At 70.9% G+C, this 20,819-nt stretch carries 17 protein-coding genes; 11 read left to right on the top strand and 6 right to left on the bottom strand.

Annotated features, from left to right (window positions below; translation table 11 throughout):
- Window positions 1–14 precede the first annotated feature (14 nt).
- Together OG303_RS15155 and OG303_RS15150 are read right to left on the bottom strand one after the other, a co-directional pair.
- The gene (locus tag OG303_RS15155) at window positions 15–1,238 is read right to left on the bottom strand and encodes a cation:proton antiporter (RefSeq protein WP_405868812.1); all 1,224 of its coding nucleotides are present in this window, start codon (window positions 1,236–1,238) and stop codon (window positions 15–17) included.
- A gap of 4 nt (window positions 1,239–1,242) precedes the next feature.
- Window positions 1,243–1,728, bottom strand: a complete 486-nt coding sequence (locus OG303_RS15150) for a cation:proton antiporter regulatory subunit (RefSeq protein ID WP_405868810.1) — start codon at window positions 1,726–1,728, stop codon at window positions 1,243–1,245.
- A 187-nt stretch (window positions 1,729–1,915) separates the two neighbouring features.
- Here OG303_RS15150 and OG303_RS15145 point away from each other — a divergent pair, with 187 nt between their 5' ends.
- The 4 genes from OG303_RS15145 (at window position 1,916) to OG303_RS15130 (ending at window position 6,231) form a co-directional block, all read left to right on the top strand.
- Window positions 1,916–2,863: a sensor histidine kinase gene (locus OG303_RS15145; protein ID WP_405868808.1), complete on the top strand. Its 948-nt coding sequence runs from the start codon at window positions 1,916–1,918 to the stop codon at window positions 2,861–2,863.
- Entirely contained in the window at window positions 2,863–3,516 is a 654-nt protein-coding gene (locus OG303_RS15140) for a response regulator (protein WP_405868806.1), read from the top strand. The genes OG303_RS15145 and OG303_RS15140 overlap by 1 nt, the downstream gene beginning before the upstream one ends.
- A gap of 402 nt (window positions 3,517–3,918) precedes the next feature.
- Window positions 3,919–5,439: a tRNA (N6-isopentenyl adenosine(37)-C2)-methylthiotransferase MiaB gene (miaB, locus tag OG303_RS15135; protein ID WP_405868804.1), complete on the top strand. Its 1,521-nt coding sequence runs from the start codon at window positions 3,919–3,921 to the stop codon at window positions 5,437–5,439.
- A gap of 54 nt (window positions 5,440–5,493) precedes the next feature.
- On the top strand, window positions 5,494–6,231 hold the full coding sequence (locus OG303_RS15130; protein WP_405868802.1) for a class III extradiol dioxygenase subunit B-like domain-containing protein: 738 nt from the start codon (window positions 5,494–5,496) through the stop codon (window positions 6,229–6,231).
- A 160-nt stretch (window positions 6,232–6,391) separates the two neighbouring features.
- On the opposite strand, the gene OG303_RS15125 is transcribed toward OG303_RS15130, so the two are convergent.
- Complete coding sequence (locus OG303_RS15125; RefSeq protein ID WP_405868800.1) at window positions 6,392–6,661, bottom strand: antitoxin; 270 nt, start codon at window positions 6,659–6,661, stop codon at window positions 6,392–6,394.
- Window positions 6,662–6,809: 148 nt separating this feature from the next.
- The gene (locus OG303_RS15120; protein ID WP_405868798.1) at window positions 6,810–7,082 is read right to left on the bottom strand and encodes a hypothetical protein; all 273 of its coding nucleotides are present in this window, start codon (window positions 7,080–7,082) and stop codon (window positions 6,810–6,812) included.
- Window positions 7,083–7,265: 183 nt separating this feature from the next.
- Between OG303_RS15120 and miaA the strand changes: the two genes are divergently transcribed.
- From miaA to hflX, 6 genes are all read left to right on the top strand, one after another.
- Window positions 7,266–8,204, top strand: coding sequence for a tRNA (adenosine(37)-N6)-dimethylallyltransferase MiaA (gene miaA, locus OG303_RS15115; RefSeq protein ID WP_405868797.1), 939 nt, complete (start codon window positions 7,266–7,268; stop codon window positions 8,202–8,204).
- A gap of 108 nt (window positions 8,205–8,312) precedes the next feature.
- Entirely contained in the window at window positions 8,313–8,816 is a 504-nt protein-coding gene (locus OG303_RS15110; protein ID WP_405877271.1) for a hypothetical protein, read from the top strand.
- A gap of 75 nt (window positions 8,817–8,891) precedes the next feature.
- Complete coding sequence (gene dapF / locus OG303_RS15105) at window positions 8,892–9,785, top strand: diaminopimelate epimerase (RefSeq protein ID WP_405868795.1); 894 nt, start codon at window positions 8,892–8,894, stop codon at window positions 9,783–9,785.
- A gap of 298 nt (window positions 9,786–10,083) precedes the next feature.
- A complete protein-coding gene (locus OG303_RS15100) occupies window positions 10,084–12,237 on the top strand; it encodes a RelA/SpoT family protein (RefSeq protein ID WP_405868793.1) in 2,154 nt (717 codons plus the stop codon).
- 137 nt (window positions 12,238–12,374) lie between these two features.
- Window positions 12,375–13,976 (top strand): M1 family metallopeptidase, encoded by a 1,602-nt coding sequence (locus tag OG303_RS15095; RefSeq protein ID WP_405868791.1) that lies wholly within the window; start codon window positions 12,375–12,377, stop codon window positions 13,974–13,976.
- Window positions 13,977–14,099: 123 nt separating this feature from the next.
- The gene (gene hflX / locus OG303_RS15090) at window positions 14,100–15,593 is read left to right on the top strand and encodes a GTPase HflX (protein WP_405868789.1); all 1,494 of its coding nucleotides are present in this window, start codon (window positions 14,100–14,102) and stop codon (window positions 15,591–15,593) included.
- A 104-nt stretch (window positions 15,594–15,697) separates the two neighbouring features.
- On the opposite strand, the gene OG303_RS15085 is transcribed toward hflX, so the two are convergent.
- Both OG303_RS15085 and OG303_RS15080 read right to left on the bottom strand, forming a co-directional pair.
- Window positions 15,698–16,903: a trypsin-like serine peptidase gene (locus OG303_RS15085; protein WP_405868787.1), complete on the bottom strand. Its 1,206-nt coding sequence runs from the start codon at window positions 16,901–16,903 to the stop codon at window positions 15,698–15,700.
- A gap of 183 nt (window positions 16,904–17,086) precedes the next feature.
- Complete coding sequence (locus OG303_RS15080; protein ID WP_405868785.1) at window positions 17,087–18,313, bottom strand: trypsin-like serine peptidase; 1,227 nt, start codon at window positions 18,311–18,313, stop codon at window positions 17,087–17,089.
- A gap of 342 nt (window positions 18,314–18,655) precedes the next feature.
- Between OG303_RS15080 and OG303_RS15075 the strand changes: the two genes are divergently transcribed.
- A complete protein-coding gene (locus OG303_RS15075) occupies window positions 18,656–20,230 on the top strand; it encodes a diaminobutyrate--2-oxoglutarate transaminase family protein (RefSeq protein WP_405868783.1) in 1,575 nt (524 codons plus the stop codon).
- Window positions 20,231–20,819: the final 589 nt, after the last annotated feature.

Raw genomic sequence — 20,819 nt, 5'->3', positions numbered from 1 at the left:
CGCCGGCGGGTTCGTCAGTCGCCCACCGACGCACCCGCTTGCGCCGCCTGCGACGAATCCGTACGGGACTCGGCGCGGGCGACCCGGCGCTCGCTCAGGCGCCGGGCCAACGGCTCCGTGTAGCGCGCGGTGAGCGGGCCCAGGACGACCAGGATGAGGACGTACGCCGTGGCCAGCGGGCCGAGGGACGGTTCGATCCCGGCGCTCACCGCAAGCCCGGCGATGACGATCGAGAACTCGCCGCGTGCCACCAGCGCGCCGCCCGCCCGCCAGCGACCCTTGACCGAGATGCCGGCCCGCCGCGCCGCCCAGTATCCGGTGGCGATCTTCGTCGCCGCCGTGAGCAGGGCCAGCGCGAGCGCGGTCAGCAGAACGGGCGGGATGCTCGCCGGGTCGGTGTGCAGCCCGAAGAACACGAAGAAGACCGCGGCGAACAGATCGCGCAAGGGCCTCAGCAGGGTGTGGGCGCCCTCCGCGACCTCCCCGGACAGCGCGATGCCGACCAGGAAGGCACCGACGGCGGCCGATACCTGGAGCTGCTGCGCGACACCCGCGACCAGGATCGTCAGCCCCAGCACGACGAGAAGCAGCTTCTCCGGGTCGTCGCTGGAGACGAACCGCGAGATGACGCGCCCGTAGCGGACGGCCACGAACAGGACCAGCCCCGCCGCCCCCAGCGCGATCGCCAGCGTCACGCTCCCGGCCAGCAGCCCGGCACCGGCCACCAGCGCGGTCACGATGGGCAGGTACACCGCCATCGCCAGGTCCTCGAGCACCAGCACGCTGAGGATCACCGGGGTCTCCCGGTTGCCGACCCGGCCCAGGTCGCCGAGCACCTTCGCGATGACACCGGACGACGAGATCCAGGTGACACCGGCCAGTACCACGGCGGCCACCGGTCCCCAGCCGAGCAGCAGCGCCGCCACCGCGCCCGGCACGGCGTTGAACAGGCAGTCGACCAGGCCCGAGGGATAGTGCGCCTTGAGGTTGGTGACCAGGTCACCTGCCGTGTACTCCAGGCCCAGCATCAACAGCAGCAGGATGACGCCGATCTCGGCGCCGATGGCGACAAACTCCTCGCTCGCCCCGAGCGGCAGCAGCCCGCCCTCGCCGAAGGCCAGACCGGCGAGCAGGTAGAGCGGGATGGGGGAGAGGCTGAAGCGGCCGGCGAACCGGCCGAGCAGGCCGAGGCCGAGAAGGATGGAACCGAACTCGATCAACAACACCGCGGAGTGCACCGTTTCACTCCCGCCCGAGTATCGCCGCGGCCGCGTCGACGCCCTCGCGTGTGCCGACGACGATCACGATGTCGCCGCCCGCCAGCCGGAAGTCCGGCGTCGGCGACGGGATCGCCTCGGCCCGGCGCAGCACCGCCACCACGGACGCGCCCGTCTCGGTCCGCATCCGCGTGTCGCCCAGCACCCGTCCGTTCCAGCGCGAGGCCGCGGCCACCTCGATCCGCTCGGCGACCAGGCCCAGATCGGAGGTGTACAGCAGGCTCGCGCTGTGGTGGGACGGCATCAGCGCGTCAATCAGCGCGCCCGCCTCGGAGCCGGTCAGCCGCAGCGACTGGGCACAGGAGTCGGGGTCGTCGGCCCGGTACACGTTCACCGTGCGGGCGCCGTCGCGGTGCGCCACCACGGACAGATGGCGTTGGTCGCGGGTCACCAGGTCGTACCGGACCCCGATGCCCGGCAGCGGCGTCGCCCTCAGTCGTGGCGCAGACACGTTTCTCCCCCTGGTGTAGGCGGCATGGTCGGACTGCCGGTGATCAACCCCGGCCCGTTCGCATGCTGTCATCCGCCCGTACGGTGGCGACATGGGTGACGTGACGGATATACGCGGCCGGGGGCGGACGGCGAGGCTGGCCGAAGCCATGCCGGGAGCGCCCGCGAAGAGGGGGAGAGGGAGGACCGTGTCACTGTTCTGGCGGATCTTCTCCCTCAACGCCACGGGCCTGGTCGTGGCTGCCGCCCTGCTGCTGGGCCCGGTCACCGTGTCGACGCCCGTCCTGCCGGCCGAGGCACTGGTCGTCGTCGTGGGCCTGGCCGCACTGTTGGCCGGCCACGCGATCGTGCTGCGCCTCGGACTCCGTCCGCTACGACAGCTCGGCCGGGCCATGTCCACGGCGGACCTGCTGCGCCCGGGTGCCCGCGCGGTCGTCGCCGGTCCGGCGGAGGCGGCCGAGCTGATCACGACGTACAACACGATGCTCGACCGGCTGGAGAGCGAACGCGCGGCCGGAGCGGCCCGTGCCCTGTCGGCGCAGGAGCGCGAGCGGCAGCGCATCGCCCGCGAGCTCCACGACGAGGTCGGCCAGACCCTGACCGCCGTTCTCCTCCAGCTCAAGCGGGTCGCCGACCGGGCGCCCGAGGAACTGCGCGAGGAGGTGGGCCAGGCGCAGGAGGCCACCCGGGCGGGCCTCGACGAGATCCGCCGCATCGCGCGTCGGCTGCGCCCCGGTGTCCTGGAGGAACTCGGCCTGGTCAGCGCCCTGCGCGCGCTCGCGGCCGAGTTCACCACGCACGGGCTGACGGTGCGCCACCACGTCCCCGGCGACCTGCCCCCGCTGACCGAGGAGTCGGAACTGGTGGTCTACCGCGTGGCCCAGGAAGGGCTCACCAACACCGCCCGGCACGCCGGCGCCCACCGCGCCGAAGTCCGCCTCCGGCCGGTCGCCGACGGCGTCGAACTCCTCGTCCGCGACGACGGCAAGGGCCTCGGCACGGCCACGGAGGGCGCCGGAATCCGCGGCATGCGCGAACGCGCGCTGCTCATAGGGGCCGACCTCGCGCTCGAACCCGGCCCTGAGCAGGGCACCGACGTGCGCCTGCGGATACCGGTTGCCGCGGGAGGCCGCTGATGACGTCCCCCGCGCGCGTGCTGCTCGCCGACGACCACGCGCTCGTACGCCACGGAGTGCGGCTCATCCTGGACGGCGAGCCGGATCTGACGGTCGTCGCCGAGGCCGGGGACGGGGCGGAGGCGGTCGAGCTGGCACGCGCGCGTGACGTCGATCTGGCCGTACTGGACATCGCCATGCCCCGCATGACCGGCCTCCAGGCGGCCCGCGAACTCTCCCGCCGCCTGCCCGCCCTGCGCATCCTCGTCCTGACGATGTACGACAACGAGCAGTACTTCTTCGAGGCCCTCAAGGCCGGCGCCAGCGGCTACGTCCTCAAGTCCGCCGCCGACCGCGACCTGGTGGGGGCGTGCCGGGCGGTGATGCGTGACCAGCCGTTCGTCTACCCGGGGGCGGAGCGGGCCCTCGTCCGCTCCTACCTGGACCGGCTGCACAGGGGCGACGCCCTGCCCACGCGGGCCGTCACCGAGCGCGAGGAGGAGATCCTCAAGCTGGTCGCCGAGGGCCACACCTCGAAGGAGATCGGCGAGCTGCTCTTCATCAGCGCGAAGACGGTCGAGCGCCACCGCGCGAACCTGCTGGCCAAGCTCGGCATGCGCGACCGCCTGGAACTCACCCGGTATGCGATCCGGGCGGGGCTGATCGAGCCCTGAGTCGGTACCGCTGGGCCTTGGCGATCTCGGGTCCGGGCGAGCTGTGCGGCACCCGGCAGCGGGTTCCTGCCGCTCGGGCAGAGCGACTCGGCAAGGGAGAGCGCCGACAGCGGCGCTCGTACGCCGACCTGTTCGGGAGTCGCGGTGATCAGCAGCCGCAGGTAGTACCAGTTCATCAGCCGGCGCATGGGGGCGGAGACGTACGAGCGGCTGTGCGGCTGCCGCTCGAAGAGCATCCGCCAGTAGTCCTCCGCGCCATGAGGCCCTGTCAGGACGGTGTCGGGGCCATCGGCCCGGCAGCGGTATGGGGTGCCCATGGGGTTCCTGGCGCCTACGGGGTTTTCATGGGGCGCCAGGACCGCTCTGGAGTGGGTGCTGCCGACGCGCCCTTACCCTTGGGGCATGACCATCAGCAGCGACCGGAGCCAGTCAGTGGGCGTGAAGACTTACGAGGTACGCACCTACGGGTGCCAGATGAACGTCCACGACTCCGAGCGATTGTCCGGTCTGCTCGAGGATGCCGGTTACGTACGAGCCCCCGAGGGCTCGGACGGTGACGCCGACGTCGTCGTCTTCAACACCTGCGCGGTCCGCGAGAACGCCGACAACCGGCTGTACGGCAACCTCGGCCGCCTCGCGCCCATGAAGACCAAGCGCCCCGGCATGCAGATCGCGGTGGGCGGCTGCCTGGCCCAGAAGGACCGCGACACCATCGTGCAGCGGGCGCCCTGGGTGGACGTCGTCTTCGGCACGCACAACATCGGCAAGCTGCCCGTCCTGCTGGAACGCGCGCGCGTGCAGGAAGAGGCCCAGGTCGAGATCGCCGAGTCCCTGGAGGCGTTCCCGTCCACCCTGCCGACGCGGCGCGAGAGCGCCTACGCGGCGTGGGTGTCGATCTCCGTCGGCTGCAACAACACCTGCACCTTCTGCATCGTCCCGGCCCTGCGCGGCAAGGAGAAGGACCGCCGCACCGGCGACATCCTCGCCGAGATCGAGGCCCTGGTCGGCGAGGGCGTCTCCGAGATCACGCTGCTCGGGCAGAACGTCAACGCGTACGGCTCCGACATCGGCGACCGCGAGGCCTTCAGCAAGCTGCTGCGGGCCTGCGGCAGGATCGAGGGCCTGGAGCGCGTCCGCTTCACCTCCCCGCACCCCCGTGACTTCACGGACGACGTGATCGCGGCGATGGCGGAGACCCCGAACGTGATGCCGCAGCTGCACATGCCCATGCAGTCCGGCTCGGACACCGTCCTGAAGGCGATGCGGCGCTCCTACCGCCAGGAGCGCTTCCTCGGGATCATCGAGAAGGTCCGCGCGGCCATCCCGCACGCGGCGATCACCACCGACATCATCGTGGGCTTCCCCGGCGAGACCGAGGAGGACTTCGAGCAGACCATGCACGCCGTCCGCGAGGCCCGCTTCACGCAGGCCTTCACCTTCCAGTACTCCAAGCGTCCCGGCACCCCGGCGGCGACCATGGAGAACCAGATCCCCAAGGAGGTCGTCCAGGCGCGCTACGAGCGTCTCGTCGCCCTCCAGGAGGAGATCTCCTGGGAGGAGAACAAGAAGCAGGTCGGCCGCACCCTGGAGCTGATGGTCGCCGAGGGCGAGGGCCGCAAGGACGGCGCCACGCACCGCCTCTCCGGCCGCGCCCCCGACAACCGACTGGTCCACTTCACCAAGCCCGACCAGGAGGTGCGCCCGGGCGACGTGGTGACGGTCGAGATAACGTACGCCGCCCCCCACCACCTCCTCGCCGAGGGCGCCGTCCGCGACGTGCGCCGCACGCGCGCGGGGGACGCCTGGGAGAAGCGCAACGAGGCCGAGGCGGCGAAGCCGGCGGGCGTGATGCTGGGCCTGCCGAAGATCGGCGTTCCCGCGCCGCTGCCGGTCGCGACGGGCAGCGGCTGCGGCTGCGACTGACCGGTCCACCGCGCGCGGTGTTTGCCGGCGGGCTGCGGGGTTACTCTGCCGATCATGCTTGTCGCCGCCGCAGTCTGCCCCTGCCCGCCGCTCCTCGTGCCCGAGGTCGCCGCGGGTGCCGCTGCCGAACTGGACGTCCTGCGCGCCGCGTGCACGGACGCCCTCGGCGTGCTCGCCGCTGCCCGTCCCGACCGGCTCGTCGTCGTCGGCCCCGCCGAGCAGAGCGGCCGCGGCACGCATCCGACGGGCACGAGGGGCACCTTCCACGGTTTCGGCGTGGACGTCGACGTGCAGCTGGGCAGGGCCGAGGACGCCGGGGCGGACGTCTCAGCCCCGGAAGCCGCTCGGCGCACGCTTCCGCCCTCGCTGGCGGTGGCCGCGTGGCTGCTTCGGCGGACGGCGTGGTCCGGCGCCCCCATCGAGGGACTTGGCGTGGGGGAACCTCTCGCGGCCGAGCGGTGTATTGAAGTCGGAAGGGAAATCGCCGCCGGGGCCGAGCGAGTGGCGCTGCTGGTGATGGGCGACGCCAGCGCCTGTCGCACGCTCAAGGCCCCCGGCTATCTCGACGAGCGGGCGGCACCCTTCGACGCGGAGGTCGCGCGTGCGCTGGGGGCGGCGGACGTGGCGGCCGTCGAGGCGCTGGACGCAGAGCTGGCGTACGAGTTGAAGGCATCGGGCCGAGCCCCCTGGCAGGTCCTCGCGGGCGCGGCCGAAGGCGCGGACCTCGCCGGCGCGCTGCTGTACGAGGACGCCCCGTACGGCGTGGGGTACGTGGTCGCGACCTGGTCGTAGAGGTGCCGGGGGCGAGACCTGGCGTGGAAGCGGCCAGGGACGAGACCAGGCCGTAGAGCCGTCCGGGTCGTAGACGTGCACGGGTCGTGGAAGTGCAGGGGAAACGGCGGACGGCCGGGAGCCCTCGGGCCCCGCGGCCGTCCGTCGTGTGCCGTGGTGTTCAGGAAGCCGGCGGCGGGGAGTCCGGCGGCGCGGTCGTGCCGCTGCCCGTGCCCGTGTCGTCCTTGTGCGCGAGTCGATCCATGGCGCCCTTGGCCTTGCCGGTCCCGGTCTGGATCTTGCCGCTGTACTTGCCCTTGGTCTTCTCGTCGACGACCTTCGCCGCCTTGTCGAGACCGTGCGTGACCTTGTCCCCGTGCTGCTGCGCGAGGCCGGAGACCTTGTCCTTGGCCGGGGAGAGCTTGGCCTTCAAATTGTCCAGGAGACCCATGGTCCACCTTCCGTTGATCCCGCGCTCGGTTCCGCCCCGGTGCACAGCGGCCGGTGACGAGAGGCCGAGCGCGCGCAGACCCGAAGGCTGAGCACGGTCGGCCTCTCGCCACCGGCGCGCCACTTCGGCTCGCTCGCGCGCGGGGCGATTACGTGCGGGCGTCCTCGCCGGCCTCGCTGTCGGCCGCCTCCTCGGCGGACTGCTGCTTGGGGATCTCGACGCCATCACCGGAGGCGGCCTCGACGGCCTCCGGCTCCACCGGCTCGACCTCGGTCCGCTCCTCGGCCTCGGCCGACCCCTTCGCCTCTGCTGCCGCCTCCTCGACCGCGGGCTCGGCCGTCGGTGTGTCGGCCTGCGCCTCGGCGGTTGACGCCTCCTCCGTAGGCTTCGACCTCCGGAGAAGTCGTGCGAAAACGCCCATATCCACTCCATACGTTACTCATGCGGGCGAAATCCCGCGTCGTCCGGTGCGTCCGTTTGCGTCGCCCGGGTCGCCGCCTCCCGAAAACCGACGGCGAGAACCTCGCAACGGGCAACGACCCCGCCCATGCGCCGTCACGTAACTCGTTCGAGGAGCGCCCCCGGGGTTTGCGAGACTGGTGCAGTGAGCACCGCACCCTCCGCCCCCCGAGTCATCGCCGTCGTCGGACCGACCGCGGCTGGAAAGTCCGATCTGGGCGTTTTCCTCGCCCGGCAGTTGGGCGGTGAGGTCGTCAACGCCGACTCCATGCAGCTCTACCGGGGGATGGACATCGGAACCGCCAAGCTGACGCCCGAGGAGCGGGACGGCGTTCCGCACCACCTGCTGGACATCTGGGACGTGACGGTCACGGCGTCCGTCGCCGAGTACCAGAAGCTGGCCCGCGCCAGGATCGACGGACTGCTCGCCGAAGGCCGCTGGCCGATCCTGGTCGGCGGCTCCGGCCTGTACGTCCGCGGGGCCGTCGACAACCTGGAGTTCCCCGGCACCGACCCCGAGGTCAGGGCCCGCCTGGAGGAGGAACTCACGCTGCGCGGCTCCGGGGCACTGCACGCCCGGCTGGCCGCCGCCGACCCCGAGGCGGCGCAGGCGATCCTGCCCAGCAACGGACGCCGTATCGTCCGGGCCCTCGAAGTGATCGAGATCACCGGCCAGCCCTTCACCGCCAACCTCCCCGGCCACGACTCGGTCTACGACACCCTCCAGATCGGCGTCGACGTGGCCCGTCCCGAGCTCGACGAGCGCATCGCCCGCCGGGTCGACCGGATGTGGGACGCGGGGCTCGTGGACGAGGTGCGTGCGCTGGAGGCGCGGGGACTTCGCGAGGGGCGTACGGCAGCCCGCGCACTCGGCTACCAGCAGGTGCTCGCGGCGCTCGCCGGGGAGTGCACCGATCAGGAGGCGCGGGCCGAGACCGTGCGCGCCACCAAGCGCTTCGCGCGCCGCCAGGATTCCTGGTTCAGGCGCGACCCGCGGGTGCACTGGCTCAGTGGGGCTGCGGCGGATCTCACAGAACTTCCGCACCTCGCACTGGCGTTGGTCGAACGACCGGTTACAGCCTGATCACGTCATGGCATCGGGACGCTCCGGCCGCCGTCCCGGCCTCCGGCGCCGTGCCATCATCGAGCTTCGATCGACCAAGTGGAGTCCTAGTTGGGAGGGCGCGTGGCGATGGAGGCCGGCCCTCGCGACACCGCACAAGGCACCGAGCCCCTCACCGTCGAGAACGGTGAGCCGGAGCAGGACGAGGACCGTCTGAGCCCCGACGGGCCCGACGACACACAGGGCGGTGTGACCGCCGACGGCCCCGAGCCCGAGGAGATGTTCGTCGGCGGCCCCGAGGTCGAGGTCGAGCTGCGCCCGCAGCGCAGGCTGCGCATCTGGCAGCTCGCCCCCATCGTCGCCCTGGCCGCGGTCGGCTCCCTGATGTTCGCCTTCCCGCTCGCCTTCGACTTCGGCGACAGCGGGGCCGTGATCGCCATGCTGGGGCTGCTGATCTGCTCCTGCGCGGCGGGCTGGGGCATGATGGCCGCCCGCCGGGTGGGTTACACGGGGCCCGGACTTCCGCAGCGTGGCTCCGGACGCCGTCCGGACTGGCGGGTCGTGCTCGCCTACGTCGTGGTCGTGGCGGCCGTGGTCGTACTGGCCGTGTGGCGCGTGGCCCGGCTGCGCTGACCTCACTACGCGCGCGTGCGCAGCCGTGCTCCCTGCGTGCGACCCGGTGTCGTACCCACCCCGTACGATCGAGGAATGAGCACGCGGATCGCCTTCCTCAAGGGGCACGGCACGGAGAACGACTTCGTGATCGTCCCGGACCCCGAGAACGCCATCGACCTGCCCCCGACCGCCGTCGCCGCCCTGTGCGACCGCCGCGCGGGCATCGGTGGCGACGGCCTGCTGCACGTGGTGCGGTCCGCCGCGCACCCCGAGGCGCAGGACATGGCGGCCGAGGCCGAGTGGTTCATGGACTACCGCAACGGCGACGGCTCGATCGCGGAGATGTGCGGCAACGGCGTGCGCGTCTTCGCGCACTACCTCCAGCGCGCCGGGTACGTCGGCGAGGGCGACCTCGCGGTGGCCACGCGCGGGGGCGTGAAGAGCGTGCACATCGCCAAGACTGCATCCGTCAGCGGCTCCGCCGCGGGTGACATCACCGTCGGCATGGGCAAGGCGCGCCTCCCCGAAGGGGACGTCACGGTGAGTGTCGGCGAGCGCAGCTGGCCGGCACGGAACGTGAACATGGGCAATCCGCACGCGGTCGCGTTCGTCGACGACCTCGCGCACGCCGGCAACCTGTTCTCGCCGCCGCCCTTCAGCCCGGCCTCCGCGTACCCGGACGGGGTGAACGTCGAGTTCGTGGTCGACCGCGGCCCCGGTCATGTCGCCCTGCGCGTGCACGAGCGCGGCTCCGGCGAGACCCGCTCGTGCGGCACGGGCGCGTGCGCCGTCGCCGTGGCCACCGCCCGCAGGGACGGTGCCGACCCGGCCGTCACCGGGAGCCCGGCGACGTACACCGTCGACGTGCCCGGCGGGAGGCTGGTGATCACCGAGCGCCCCGACGGCGAGATCGAGATGACCGGTCCCGCGGTGATCGTCGCCGAAGGCGAGATCGACGCCCAGTGGCTGGAATCGTTCGGCCATTGACCAACGCGGCGGCTGGGGATCACAGGAGTGTGTGTCGGGTGATGCACGCGTCAACTACCGAGGCGGCGACGGGGCGTTCGAAACCACGGTCGGCCGCGCGTCATGTGGCGCAAAATCGTAAACGTTCAGACCTTCGCTCGAATGGGTGATCCGTTTCACGCTCGGCGAGAGGCGGTCAGTCGCACGTGATGGGCTCGGTAGCATCAAGCACCGGCCCGGACGGGGGACCGTTGCCATCCCCTGAGCCGTGTCCGCCCTGGGGCACCCCGTCCGCCGGTCCACGCAGCCGGAGGTGCCCATGAGTGCGGAGGCCACGAACCCCGCGACCCCAGGTCCGGTAGCAGGCTCGGCGGCGCGCTGGCGGGCGCGGATCGACCTGCGCCGCCTCGGCCGTGCCGCCCTGCTCGGTCCCGCCACCCGTGACCGGCTGCCCAGCGCCATCAGTCATGTCGTCGACGCCCACCGGGCCCACTACCCCAGCGGTGACATCGATGCCCTGCGCCGCGCCTACGTGCTGGCGGAGTCCTCGCACCGCGGCCAGATGCGCAAGAGCGGTGAGCCGTACATCACGCATCCGCTCGCGGTGACCCTGATCCTCGCCGAACTCGGCGCGGAGACCACGACCTTGACGGCCTCTCTGCTCCACGACACCGTCGAGGACACGGACGTGACGCTCGATCAGGTCGGTGAGGAGTTCGGCGCCGAGGTCCGCTATCTCGTCGACGGCGTCACGAAGTTGGAGAAGGTCGACTACGGCGCCGCCGCCGAGCCCGAGACCTTCCGCAAGATGCTCGTCGCCACCGGCAGCGACGTCCGCGTGATGTCGATCAAACTCGCCGACCGGCTGCACAACATGCGCACCCTGGGCGTCATGCGCCCCGAGAAGCAGGCGCGCATCGCCAAGGTCACCCGCGACGTCCTCATCCCGCTCGCCGAACGGCTCGGCGTCCAGGCGCTCAAGACCGAACTGGAAGACCTCGTCTTCGCGATCCTGCACCCCGAGGAGTACGAGCACACGCGGGAGTTGATCGTCGACAACGCCTCGCGCGCCGACGACCCGCTCGCCGAGATCGCCGACGAGGTACGGGGTGTCCTGCGCGACGCCGGCATCCCGGCCGAAGTCCTCATCCGGCCACGGCACTTCGTCTCCGTCCACCGCGTCGCCCGCAAGCGCGGCCAGCTGCGCGGCTCCGACTTCGGCCGCCTGCTGGTGCTGGTGAACGAGGACGCGGACTGCTACGGCGTCCTCGGCGAACTGCACACCTGTATGACGCCCGTGGTCTCGGAGTTCAAGGACTTCATCGCCGTCCCCAAGTTCAACCTGTACCAGTCCCTCCACACGGCGGTCGCGCGCGCGGACGGCCAGGTCGTCGAAGTCCTCATCCGCACCCACCAGATGCACAAGGTCGCCGAGGCCGGCGTCATCGCGCTGGGCAATCCCTACGCTCCTCCTTCGGAGGAGCAGTCCCCGGCCGACGGCGAGCGCGTCGACCCCACCCGCCCCGGCTGGCTCTCCCGCCTCCTCGACTGGCAGGAGGCGGCCCCCGACCCCGACACCTTCTGGTCCACCCTGCGCGAGGACCTCGCCCAGGACCGGGAGATCACCGTCTACCGTCCCGACGGCGGCACGCTCGGCCTGCCCGAGGGCGCGACGTGCGTCGACGCCGCCTACGCCCAGTACGGCGAGGACGCGCACGCGTGCATCGGCGCCCGTGTCAACGGCCGCCTGGCGACGCTGAGTACGGTCCTGCGGGACGGCGACACGGTCCAGCTCCTCATGGGCCAGGACCCGGCTTCCGAGCCCTCCAGGGAGTGGCTGGAGCACGCTCACACGCCCGCTGCCCGTATCGCCATCCAACGGTGGCTCGCGGCCCACCCGACGCACGACGACGGTCAGGAGGCGCGGCAGGAGAGGCCGCAGGAGACCGAGAGTTCGCAGGAGACCGAGGAGGAGCCCTCGGCCGCTCCCCGACCCACCGTCGAGTGGGCGACCACCCGGCCCACCACCGCCGACATCACCGTCGACCAGCCCGGCGCGACCGTACGCCTCGCCGGCTGCTGCACGCCCGTACCGCCCGACGAGGTGACCGGCTTCGCCGTACGCGGCGGTGTGGTCACCGTCCACCGCGTCCGGTGCGCCGGCGTGGAGCGCATGAAGAGTGCGGGGCGCGCGGAGGTCGACGTGCGCTGGGGGGACACCACCGAGTGCCGGGTCACGCTGCTCGCCGAATCGTTCGTCCGCCCCCATCTGCTGGCGGACCTGACGGAGGCCATGGCCCTCGAGGGCGCCGAGATCGTCTCCGCCACGGTCGAACCCCCGACCCAGCAGCGCGTCCGTCACACCTACACACTCCAACTCCCGGACGCGGCCCACCTGCCCGCGCTGATGCGGGCGATGCGGAACGTGCCGGGGGTCTACGACGTGAGCCGGGCGCAGACGCCGGGGGTCTGAGCGGGCGCGCGGGGACTGATCCACTGCTCCCGGGACGGAGGGCCCCAGAGCCGCACACCCGCACGTGACCTACCCGTTCGGGTGCGTCGAACGCGAGTCGTCGCCGTCCGGCACGCGCGCGCTGATAGCCGTGATCCATGCTGCTCACCCCCCGCGCCCAGACCCCAGGAACCGACACCGATGGCCCCCGTCGGGGCAACCCGGCCCGGTTCCGCCGTGATCCCCGGAGTTCCCGCAGTTCCCGACGTCTGAAGGCGACCGCGCTGCTCGCCTCCGCCGTCTCCGTGTGCCTTCTCGCCGCGAGCGCGCCCGTTGGCCCCGTGGGCGTCGGTGACCGCCTCTTCCCGAACCTCGGCAACCCCGGATACGACGTGGAGTCGTACGACCTCTCGTTCACCTATCCCGGCACCAACAGCAAGCCCCTCCAGGCGGTCACCGCGATCAACGCGCGGACGACCACGGACCTGGACCACCTCAACCTCGACTTCGCTCACGGCAAGGTCGAGTCGGTCAAGGTCGACGGCGAGCCGGCCACGTTCGCCGGCGCGGGTGAAGACCTCGTCGTCACGCCCCGTCGGGCGCTGCCCGCGGGCAGCTGGACGCGGATCGTCGTGCGGCACACCAGCGATCCCGTGCCCGCAAAGGGCCAGGACGGCGGCTGGGTGCGCACCGCGGACGGGCTCGCCATGGCCAACCAGGCCGACGCGGCGCACCTGGTGTTCCCGTGCAACGACCACCCCTCCGACAAGGCGATGTTCACCATCCGGATCACCGCGCCCAACGGCTACACGGCCGTGGCCAACGGTCTGCCGGTCGACGTGGACCGGACGGGAAAGACGACCACCTGGAAGTACCGAACCCGGCACCCCATGGCCACCGAGCTCGCCCAGGTGTCCATTGGTCGCTCCAGCGTGCTGCACCGCACCGGGCCGCACGGCCTGCCCGTACGCGACGTCGTGCCCACCGAGGACCGCGAGGCACTCGAGCCCTGGCTCGCCAAGACCCCCGACCAGATCGCCTGGATGGAGAGCAAGGTCGGCCGCTACCCCTTCGAGACGTACGGCCTGCTCATGGCGGACGCCTCCACCGGCTTCGAACTCGAGACGCAGACGCTCTCTCTCTTCGAGAAGGAGCTCTTCACCGGGAGCGTCTACCCCAAGTGGTACGTCGAGTCGATCATGGTGCACGAGCTGTCCCACCAGTGGTTCGGTGACAGCGTCAGCCCGCACACGTGGTCCGACCTGTGGCTCAACGAAGGGCACGCCACGTGGTACGAGGCCCTGTACGCGGAGGAGAAGGCCGGCAAGCCCATGGAGAAGCGCATGAAGGCCGCGTACGGCGCCTCCGACGGCTGGCGCGCCGCCGGTGGCCCGCCGGCCGAGCCCAAGGCGGCCGATCCGGGCCAGAAGATCAGCATCTTCCGGCCCAACGTCTACGACGGCGCCGCGCTCGCGCTCTACGCCCTGCGCCAGGAGATCGGCCGTCCCGTCTTCGAGCGCGTGGAACGGGACTGGGTGAGCCTGCACCGTGACGGTACGGCCACGACCGCCGACTACGAACGGCTCGCCTCCCGGATCTCCGGGCGCGACCTGAGCGGCTTCTTCAAGGCCTGGCTGTACGGCGAGAAGACCCCGCCGATGCCCGGTCACCCGGACTGGAAGTCGGCCCCACTTGCTGCGAAGGCCGCCAAGCCCGCGAAGGCCGCGAACGCTTCCAAGCCCGCGAAGGCCGCGAAATAAGGCGATGACGAGACGGGCCGTGCCGTGCGACCATCTTCAGGTCCGCGGCACGGGTCCCGGGAATCTCCCGGGGTATTCGTACGTTGTGACCAGTGACGGAATCCCCATCGACGTAAGGACCCAATGACCTCCTCTTCTTCCCCTTCCCAGGACACTGAGCGCTTTGCGCACACCCACCCCGAAGGTCTTCGGGCCGATGCCCTGATGGAAGAGGACGTCGCCTGGAGCCACGAGATCGACGGAGAGCGGGACGGCGACCAGTTCGACCGCTCCGAGCGCGCGGCCCTGCGCCGCGTGGCGGGCCTCTCCACCGAACTCGAGGACGTCACCGAGGTCGAGTACCGCCAGCTCCGCCTGGAGCGGGTCGTGCTCGTCGGCGTCTGGACCACGGGGACCGCACAGGACTCCGAGAACTCCCTCGCGGAGCTCGCCGCCCTCGCGGAGACCGCGGGCGCGCTGGTGCTCGACGGCGTGATCCAGCGCCGCGACAAGCCGGACGCCGCCACATACATCGGTTCCGGCAAGGCCACCGAGCTGCGGGACATCGTGATCGAAACGGGCGCGGACACCGTCATCTGCGACGGTGAACTCAGCCCGGGCCAGCTCATCCACCTCGAAGACGTCGTCAAGGTCAAGGTCATCGACCGTACGGCCCTGATCCTCGACATCTTCGCCCAGCACGCCAAGTCCCGAGAGGGCAAGGCACAGGTCGCGCTCGCGCAGATGCAGTACATGCTGCCGAGGCTGCGAGGCTGGGGTCAGTCGCTGTCCCGTCAGATGGGCGGCGGCAAGGGCGGCGGCCTGGCCACCCGTGGTCCCGGTGAGACCAAGATCGAGACGGACCGGCGCCGGATCCGCGAGAAGATGGCGAAGATGCGCCGGGAGATCGCGGCCATGAAGACCGGCCGCGAGATCAAGCGCCAGGAGCGCAAGCGCAACAAGGTGCCGTCCGTCGCCATCGCGGGCTACACCAACGCAGGCAAGTCCTCCCTGCTCAACCGCCTCACGGGCGCGGGCGTCCTGGTCGAGAACGCCCTGTTCGCGACCCTGGACCCGACCGTCCGCCGGGCGGAGACCCCGAGCGGCCGTCTGTACACGCTGGCGGACACCGTCGGCTTCGTACGGCACCTGCCGCACCACCTGGTCGAGGCGTTCCGTTCCACCATGGAGGAGGTCGGCGAGTCCGACCTGATCCTGCACGTGGTGGACGGCTCGCACCCCGCCCCGGAGGAGCAGCTGGCCGCCGTGCGCGAGGTGATCAGGGACGTCGGCGCCACCGACGTGCCCGAGATCGTCGTGATCAACAAGGCGGACGCGGCGGACCCGCTGACGCTCCAGCGGCTGATGCGGATCGAGAAGCGTTCCATCGCCGTCTCGGCCCGCACCGGCCAGGGCATTGCGGAACTGCTCGCGCTCATCGACAACGAGCTGCCCAGGCCGTCCGTCGAGATCGAGGCCCTCGTGCCGTACACCCACGGCAAGCTGGTCGCCCGCGCCCACGACGAGGGCGAGGTGATCTCCGAGGAGCACACCCCGGAGGGCACGCTGCTCAAGGTGCGGGTGCACGAGGAACTGGCGGCGGATCTCGCGCCGTACGTCCCGGCGCCGGCCGCCTGAGCGGTCATGGAACAGCGGCTGCTCACGCCGCCGTCGTAGAACAGCCCGAAGGCCCGCCCCTGTCGCAGGGAGCGGGCCTTCGGCACTTGTACGGGTGTGACGGGTCACTGACCGCCGTACGTCTTGCTCATGTTCTCGTAGAGCGCTTCGGCGTTCTTGCCGAGCTGCGGGCCCGCGAGCCAGGTGTTGTCGGACGGGCCGATCGAGGTGTTCGACACGAGCTCGGTCTTGCCGTTCACCACGCGGAACCAGCCGCCGCCGGACGAGCCGCCGGTCATGGTGCAGCCGATGCGGTACATCGTCGGCAGGGACGCGCTCAGCGAGAACCGGCCCGGCTGGTCGACGCACTTGAACATCTTCAGACCGTTGTACGGCGGAGCCGCCGGGTACCCCCAGGCGCCCATCTTGGTGACCTCGGTCGCGGACGGGGCGGAGAAGTCGACGTCGAGCGCCGCACCGACCGTCTCCTCAAGGGACTTGGAGCCCTGCTCGGGCTTGACGTGCAGCACCGCGTAGTCGTACGCGGCACCCGCGCCGCCCGTCTCCGAGCCGCCCTGGATCCACTGGCTGGAGGTCGAGGCCCAGTTCGCCCACCACTGGCCGTACGGGGCGATCTGGGAGGAACTGGCGTTGCTCAGTTCGGACTCCGACTTGCCGAGGTCGTTGTAGGCCGGCACGAAGGCGATGTTGCGGTACCAGCCGCCGCCCTTGCCCGCGTGCACGCAGTGGCCGGCCGTCCATACCAGGTTCGACTTACCCGGGTGGTTCACGTCCTTGATGACCGTGCCCGAGCAGACCATCGAGCCCTCGGGGGAGTCGAAGAAGACCTTGCCGACCGGGGCCGCGTACTGGTGGTACGGCGTCTTCTCGGCGGACGCCTCGACGGCGGCCGGCGCCGGGTCGCTGACGCCCTGGTCGGCGGCCGCGTCCTTCGTCGAGACCGTCTTGTTGGCCTCCTTCGCGGACTTCATCCGCTCCGGCTTCCAGAGGCCCTTGATCACCGGGTTGACGAAGTCCTTCGCCTCACTGAGCCACTTGTCCTTGTCCCAGTTCTTCCAGCCGCCCTTGGCCCACTGGTCGACATCGATGCCGTGCTCCTTGAGCTTGCCGGCGATGTCGGCCGGGATCTTGACCTTGCCGTCCCCGGTGTCGGCCGCCTGGGACGTGGTGGTGTCGGGCTTGTCGCTCGCCTTGTCGTCACCCGTGTTGCAGGCGGTGGCCGTCAGCGCCAGGGCGGCGACGAGGCAGGTGGCGACGAGTGCGGTGCGCCGCCCGCGCCGGGACGCTGTGGGCGTACGTGTGGAACGCATGGTGCGGTAACCCCCGTTGAAGCATGAATGTCGTGTGTCATGGGCTTGTCAGCTCTGAGGTGCTTCGGTGCGGAACCCGCCCTGAAGCGACACCCCACTATGCCCGTGGAGTTGAGGGCGAACGGGGATGGGGCCGTGAAGATTTCTGTGAGGCGCCCATCCCCGTCTGCGGCCAGGTCCGGGTCACTGACTCGCGAACTTCTTGCTGACCGAGTCGTACACACCCTTGGCCACGGAACCGAGGCGCGGTCCGGCCAGCCAGCCCGAACTCACCGGTCCGATCGAGGTGTTGGAGACCAGCGCCGGCTTGCCGTCCGAGCCTGTCGCGACCCAGCCGCCGCCGGACGAGCCACCGGTCATGGAGCAGCCGATGCGGTACATCGTCGGGTCCGAGGCGTTGATCGACAGGCGTCCCGGCTTGTCCTGGCACTGGTACAGCTTCTGGCCGTCGTACGGCGGTGCGGCCGGGTAACCGGTCGCGGTGATGGCGGAGACCTTCGGCACGGCCGGGGCGTTGAAGTCGACGGGCAGGGCCGAACCGACCGTCTCCTCCAGTGACTTGCCGTTGCCGCCCTTCTCCGGCGTCACCTGGATGACGGCGTAGTCGTACGAGGCACCGTTACCGCCCGTCTCACCGCCCTGCTCGATCCACTGGTCCGAGGTCTGGGCCCACTTGCCCCACCAGACGCCGTACGGAGCGACTTCCTCCTTGGTGGCGTTCTGCAGCTGGTCGGCCGTCTTGCCCGCGTTGTTGTACGACGGCACGAACGCGATGTTGCGGTACCAGCCGCCGTTCTTGCCGGCGTGCACGCAGTGGCCCGCCGTCCACACCATGTTCGACTTGCCGGGGTGGGCCGGGTCCTCCACGACCGTCGCCGAGCAGACCATCGTGCCTTCGGGGGAGTCGAAGAACACCTTGCCTGCCGTCGCCGCGTTGGCGTGGTACGTAGGCGCCACGGCCTTCGCGTCCACCGGCGCCGGCGTCGGGTCGGTCACGCCCTGGTCACCGGAGAGGTCGTTGTCGTCGACGCCCTTGTCCGGGTCGTTGGCGTCCCGCATCCGGTCCGGGTTCCACAGGCCCTTGATGATCGGGTTGATGAAGTCGTCGGCTTCGCGCAGCCAGTCGTCCTTGTCCCAGTTCTTCCAGGCGCCGTTCTTCCACTTGTCGATGTCGATCCCGTGCTCTTTGAGCCTGTTCCTGATGTCGTCCGGGATCTTGATCTTGCCGTCGCCGCTGGTGTCGGTCGCGGAAGCGGAGGCCTGGCCGTCCGCCTTGGTGTCGCCCGAGTTGCAGGCGGTGGCGGTGAGCGCCAGCGCCGATGCGAGGGCAACGGCGGCAAGAACGGGGGAAGTTCTACGGCGGGCGCCCCTTTCCCGGCGAACGGTGAACGACGGCCTTATGGATCGCATGGTCTGACTCCCCCTGAGAAGCACTGGACGAACTGAACAAACTGGGCGCTGCGGCCGCGATCCTGCGCTCGGCGCAGGTGATCTCGCTTGAGCTCACGGCTCCTTGGAACGGCATCACACACTATGCGCTCGCTGTGGGGGACTTCCGACGGAACGGCAACGGTTCCGTCACGGCAAGGATCTTGAGGCAACCCGTAACCCGGTGAGCAATCGGGGGTTGGTAGTGATGGGGGGTCTGCTGTCCGTGTGCGGTCCCCGGCGGGAGGACAGGGAGTCGTGGCCGAGTCTGCATGCGGCGGGAGTACGTCCGAGGGAACTCTTGGACGGCGTGCTGTCGGTGAGGTGTCCGCGACGGTGCGGGCCGCGCACGAGGGGATCCTGCGACGCCAGTCGGCGCGCGAGTCGGCGGCGCGCACCTATGCGCGTGCCCTGCCGATCGTGCCCGTGCGGGCCCGGGGGCTGACCATCGAGGGCGCCGACGGCCGCCGCTACCTCGACTGCCTCTCCGGCGCCGGAACGCTCGCCCTCGGCCACAACCACCCCGTCGTACTGGAGGCCATCCGCAAAGTCCTCGACTCGGGTGCCCCGCTGCACGTCCTCGACCTGGCGACACCCGTCAAGGACGCCTTCATCACCGAGTTGTTCCACACCCTGCCGCCCGGTCTCGCAGACCACGCGCGCGTGCAGTTCTGCGGGCCGGCGGGAACCGACGCGGTGGAGGCCGCGCTCAAGCTGGTCCGCGCCGCGACCGGCCGCACCGGAATCCTGGCCTTCACCGGCGCCTACCACGGCATGACCGCCGGTGCGCTCGAAGCCTCCGGGGACGCCTCGGACGTACGGGTCGCACGCCTGCCCTATCCGCAGGACTACCGCTGCCCCTTCGGTGTCGGCGGCCCCCGCGGCGCTGAACTCGCCGCTCGCTGGACCGAGTCCGTCCTCGGCGACCCCAAGTCGGGGGTGCCGCATCCCGCCGGGATGATCCTCGAACCCGTGCAGGGCGAGGGCGGGGTGATTCCCGCGCCGGACGCGTGGATGCGGCGTATGCGGCAGATCACGGCGACCCGCTCCATCCCGTTGATCGCCGACGAGGTCCAGACGGGGGTCGGACGGACCGGTGCCTTCTGGGCGGTGGAACACAGCGGCGTCACCCCCGACGTGATGGTGCTCTCCAAGGCCATCGGCGGCAGCCTCCCCCTCGCCGTGGTGGTCTACCGCGACGAGCTCGACGTCTGGGAACCCGGCGCCCACGCAGGCACGTTCCGCGGCAACCAACTCGCCATGGCCGCGGGCACGGCCACCCTGACCTACGTCCGCGAAAACCGCCTCGCCGAGCGAGCGGCCACCCTCGGCTCCCGCATGCTCGACCAACTTCGTTCCCTGGCAAGGGAGTTTCCCTGCATCGGGGACGTACGGGGGCGGGGGCTGATGATCGGGATGGAGTTGGTGGATGCGGAGGGAGATCGCGAGGGCTTCGGCGGCGGGGGCGGTCAGGGCGGTGGGGGTTCCCGTGATGTCAGTGGGGGCTCGGATTCGGAGGGCTTGGAGGGGAAGTTCGGCGGGGTCGATGTCGATCGGGGGCCTCTCAACGGCGGGGTGACTCCGGCGGCGGTACGGGACTCCGGCGCCGTCAGCCCGCGACCGGCCGCTCCCGAACTCGCGGCCGCAGTCCAACGGGAGTGCCTGCGACGTGGCCTGATCGTCGAACTGGGGGGCCGCCATGCAAGCGTCGTGCGACTGCTCCCACCCCTGACGATCAGCGACGAACAGGCGGCCGCGGTACTCGACCGACTGGCCGAAGCGGTGCAGACGGCGTCCCGCGACCACGACCGCACCGGCCGGCCACCTGGCACACGACGACTGCACGGCCCCGATCCCAGGCACCGCCGTCAGGGCGATCGCGCCGAGCGGGCGGGCTAGTACGGCAACTGCTGCGGGCGCGCACGTGTGCGTTCCGTCGGCATCAACGCCCCTGCCCGCGCTCCCTCTTGCGGCCGCGTCGGGGTATCGATGCTCGCCGTGGATGCCCCGCACAACCGACAACATCTCGACTTGCCTCCCCTCGAAACCAGGACATCGCTCATACCTCCACTTCGCCCGTAGCGCCGTACGACCGAGGTTCGTCACCGCACGAGCCAGAACCACCCACGAGGACCACCTTGAATCCCACCCCCACATCCGACGCCCGCGCCCACACCCCGGAGCGAAACTCCTGCGACGCATCGCCCTCCCACGACGCCGAATCGACGCCGACGACTCCATCAGTGCCTTGTCAGCAGGAGCGGGACGTGGAGCGAGGGCGGAAGGAGGATGCGGGGCTGGTGCTGGAGCGGGATCAGGGGCTTGAGCCGGAAGAGAGGGTGGAGCCGGAACAGAGGGTGCAGTGGGCTTCGGGTGGGGGAGGAGCCTCGGGGGAGTGCTGGGACGTTGACCAGTGGGTGGACGCAGAAGCAGCTGGGGGCGCGGGGGAGGACGGTGGCTCAGGGACGGGCCGCGTCCTGGAGCAGGA

This window comes from Streptomyces sp. NBC_00005, assembly GCF_045160215.1.
Classification (GTDB): Bacteria; Actinomycetota; Actinomycetes; order Streptomycetales; family Streptomycetaceae; genus Streptomyces.
Note: the sequence above shows the minus strand (reverse complement) of the source record. Positions and strands in the feature narration are given on the sequence as shown.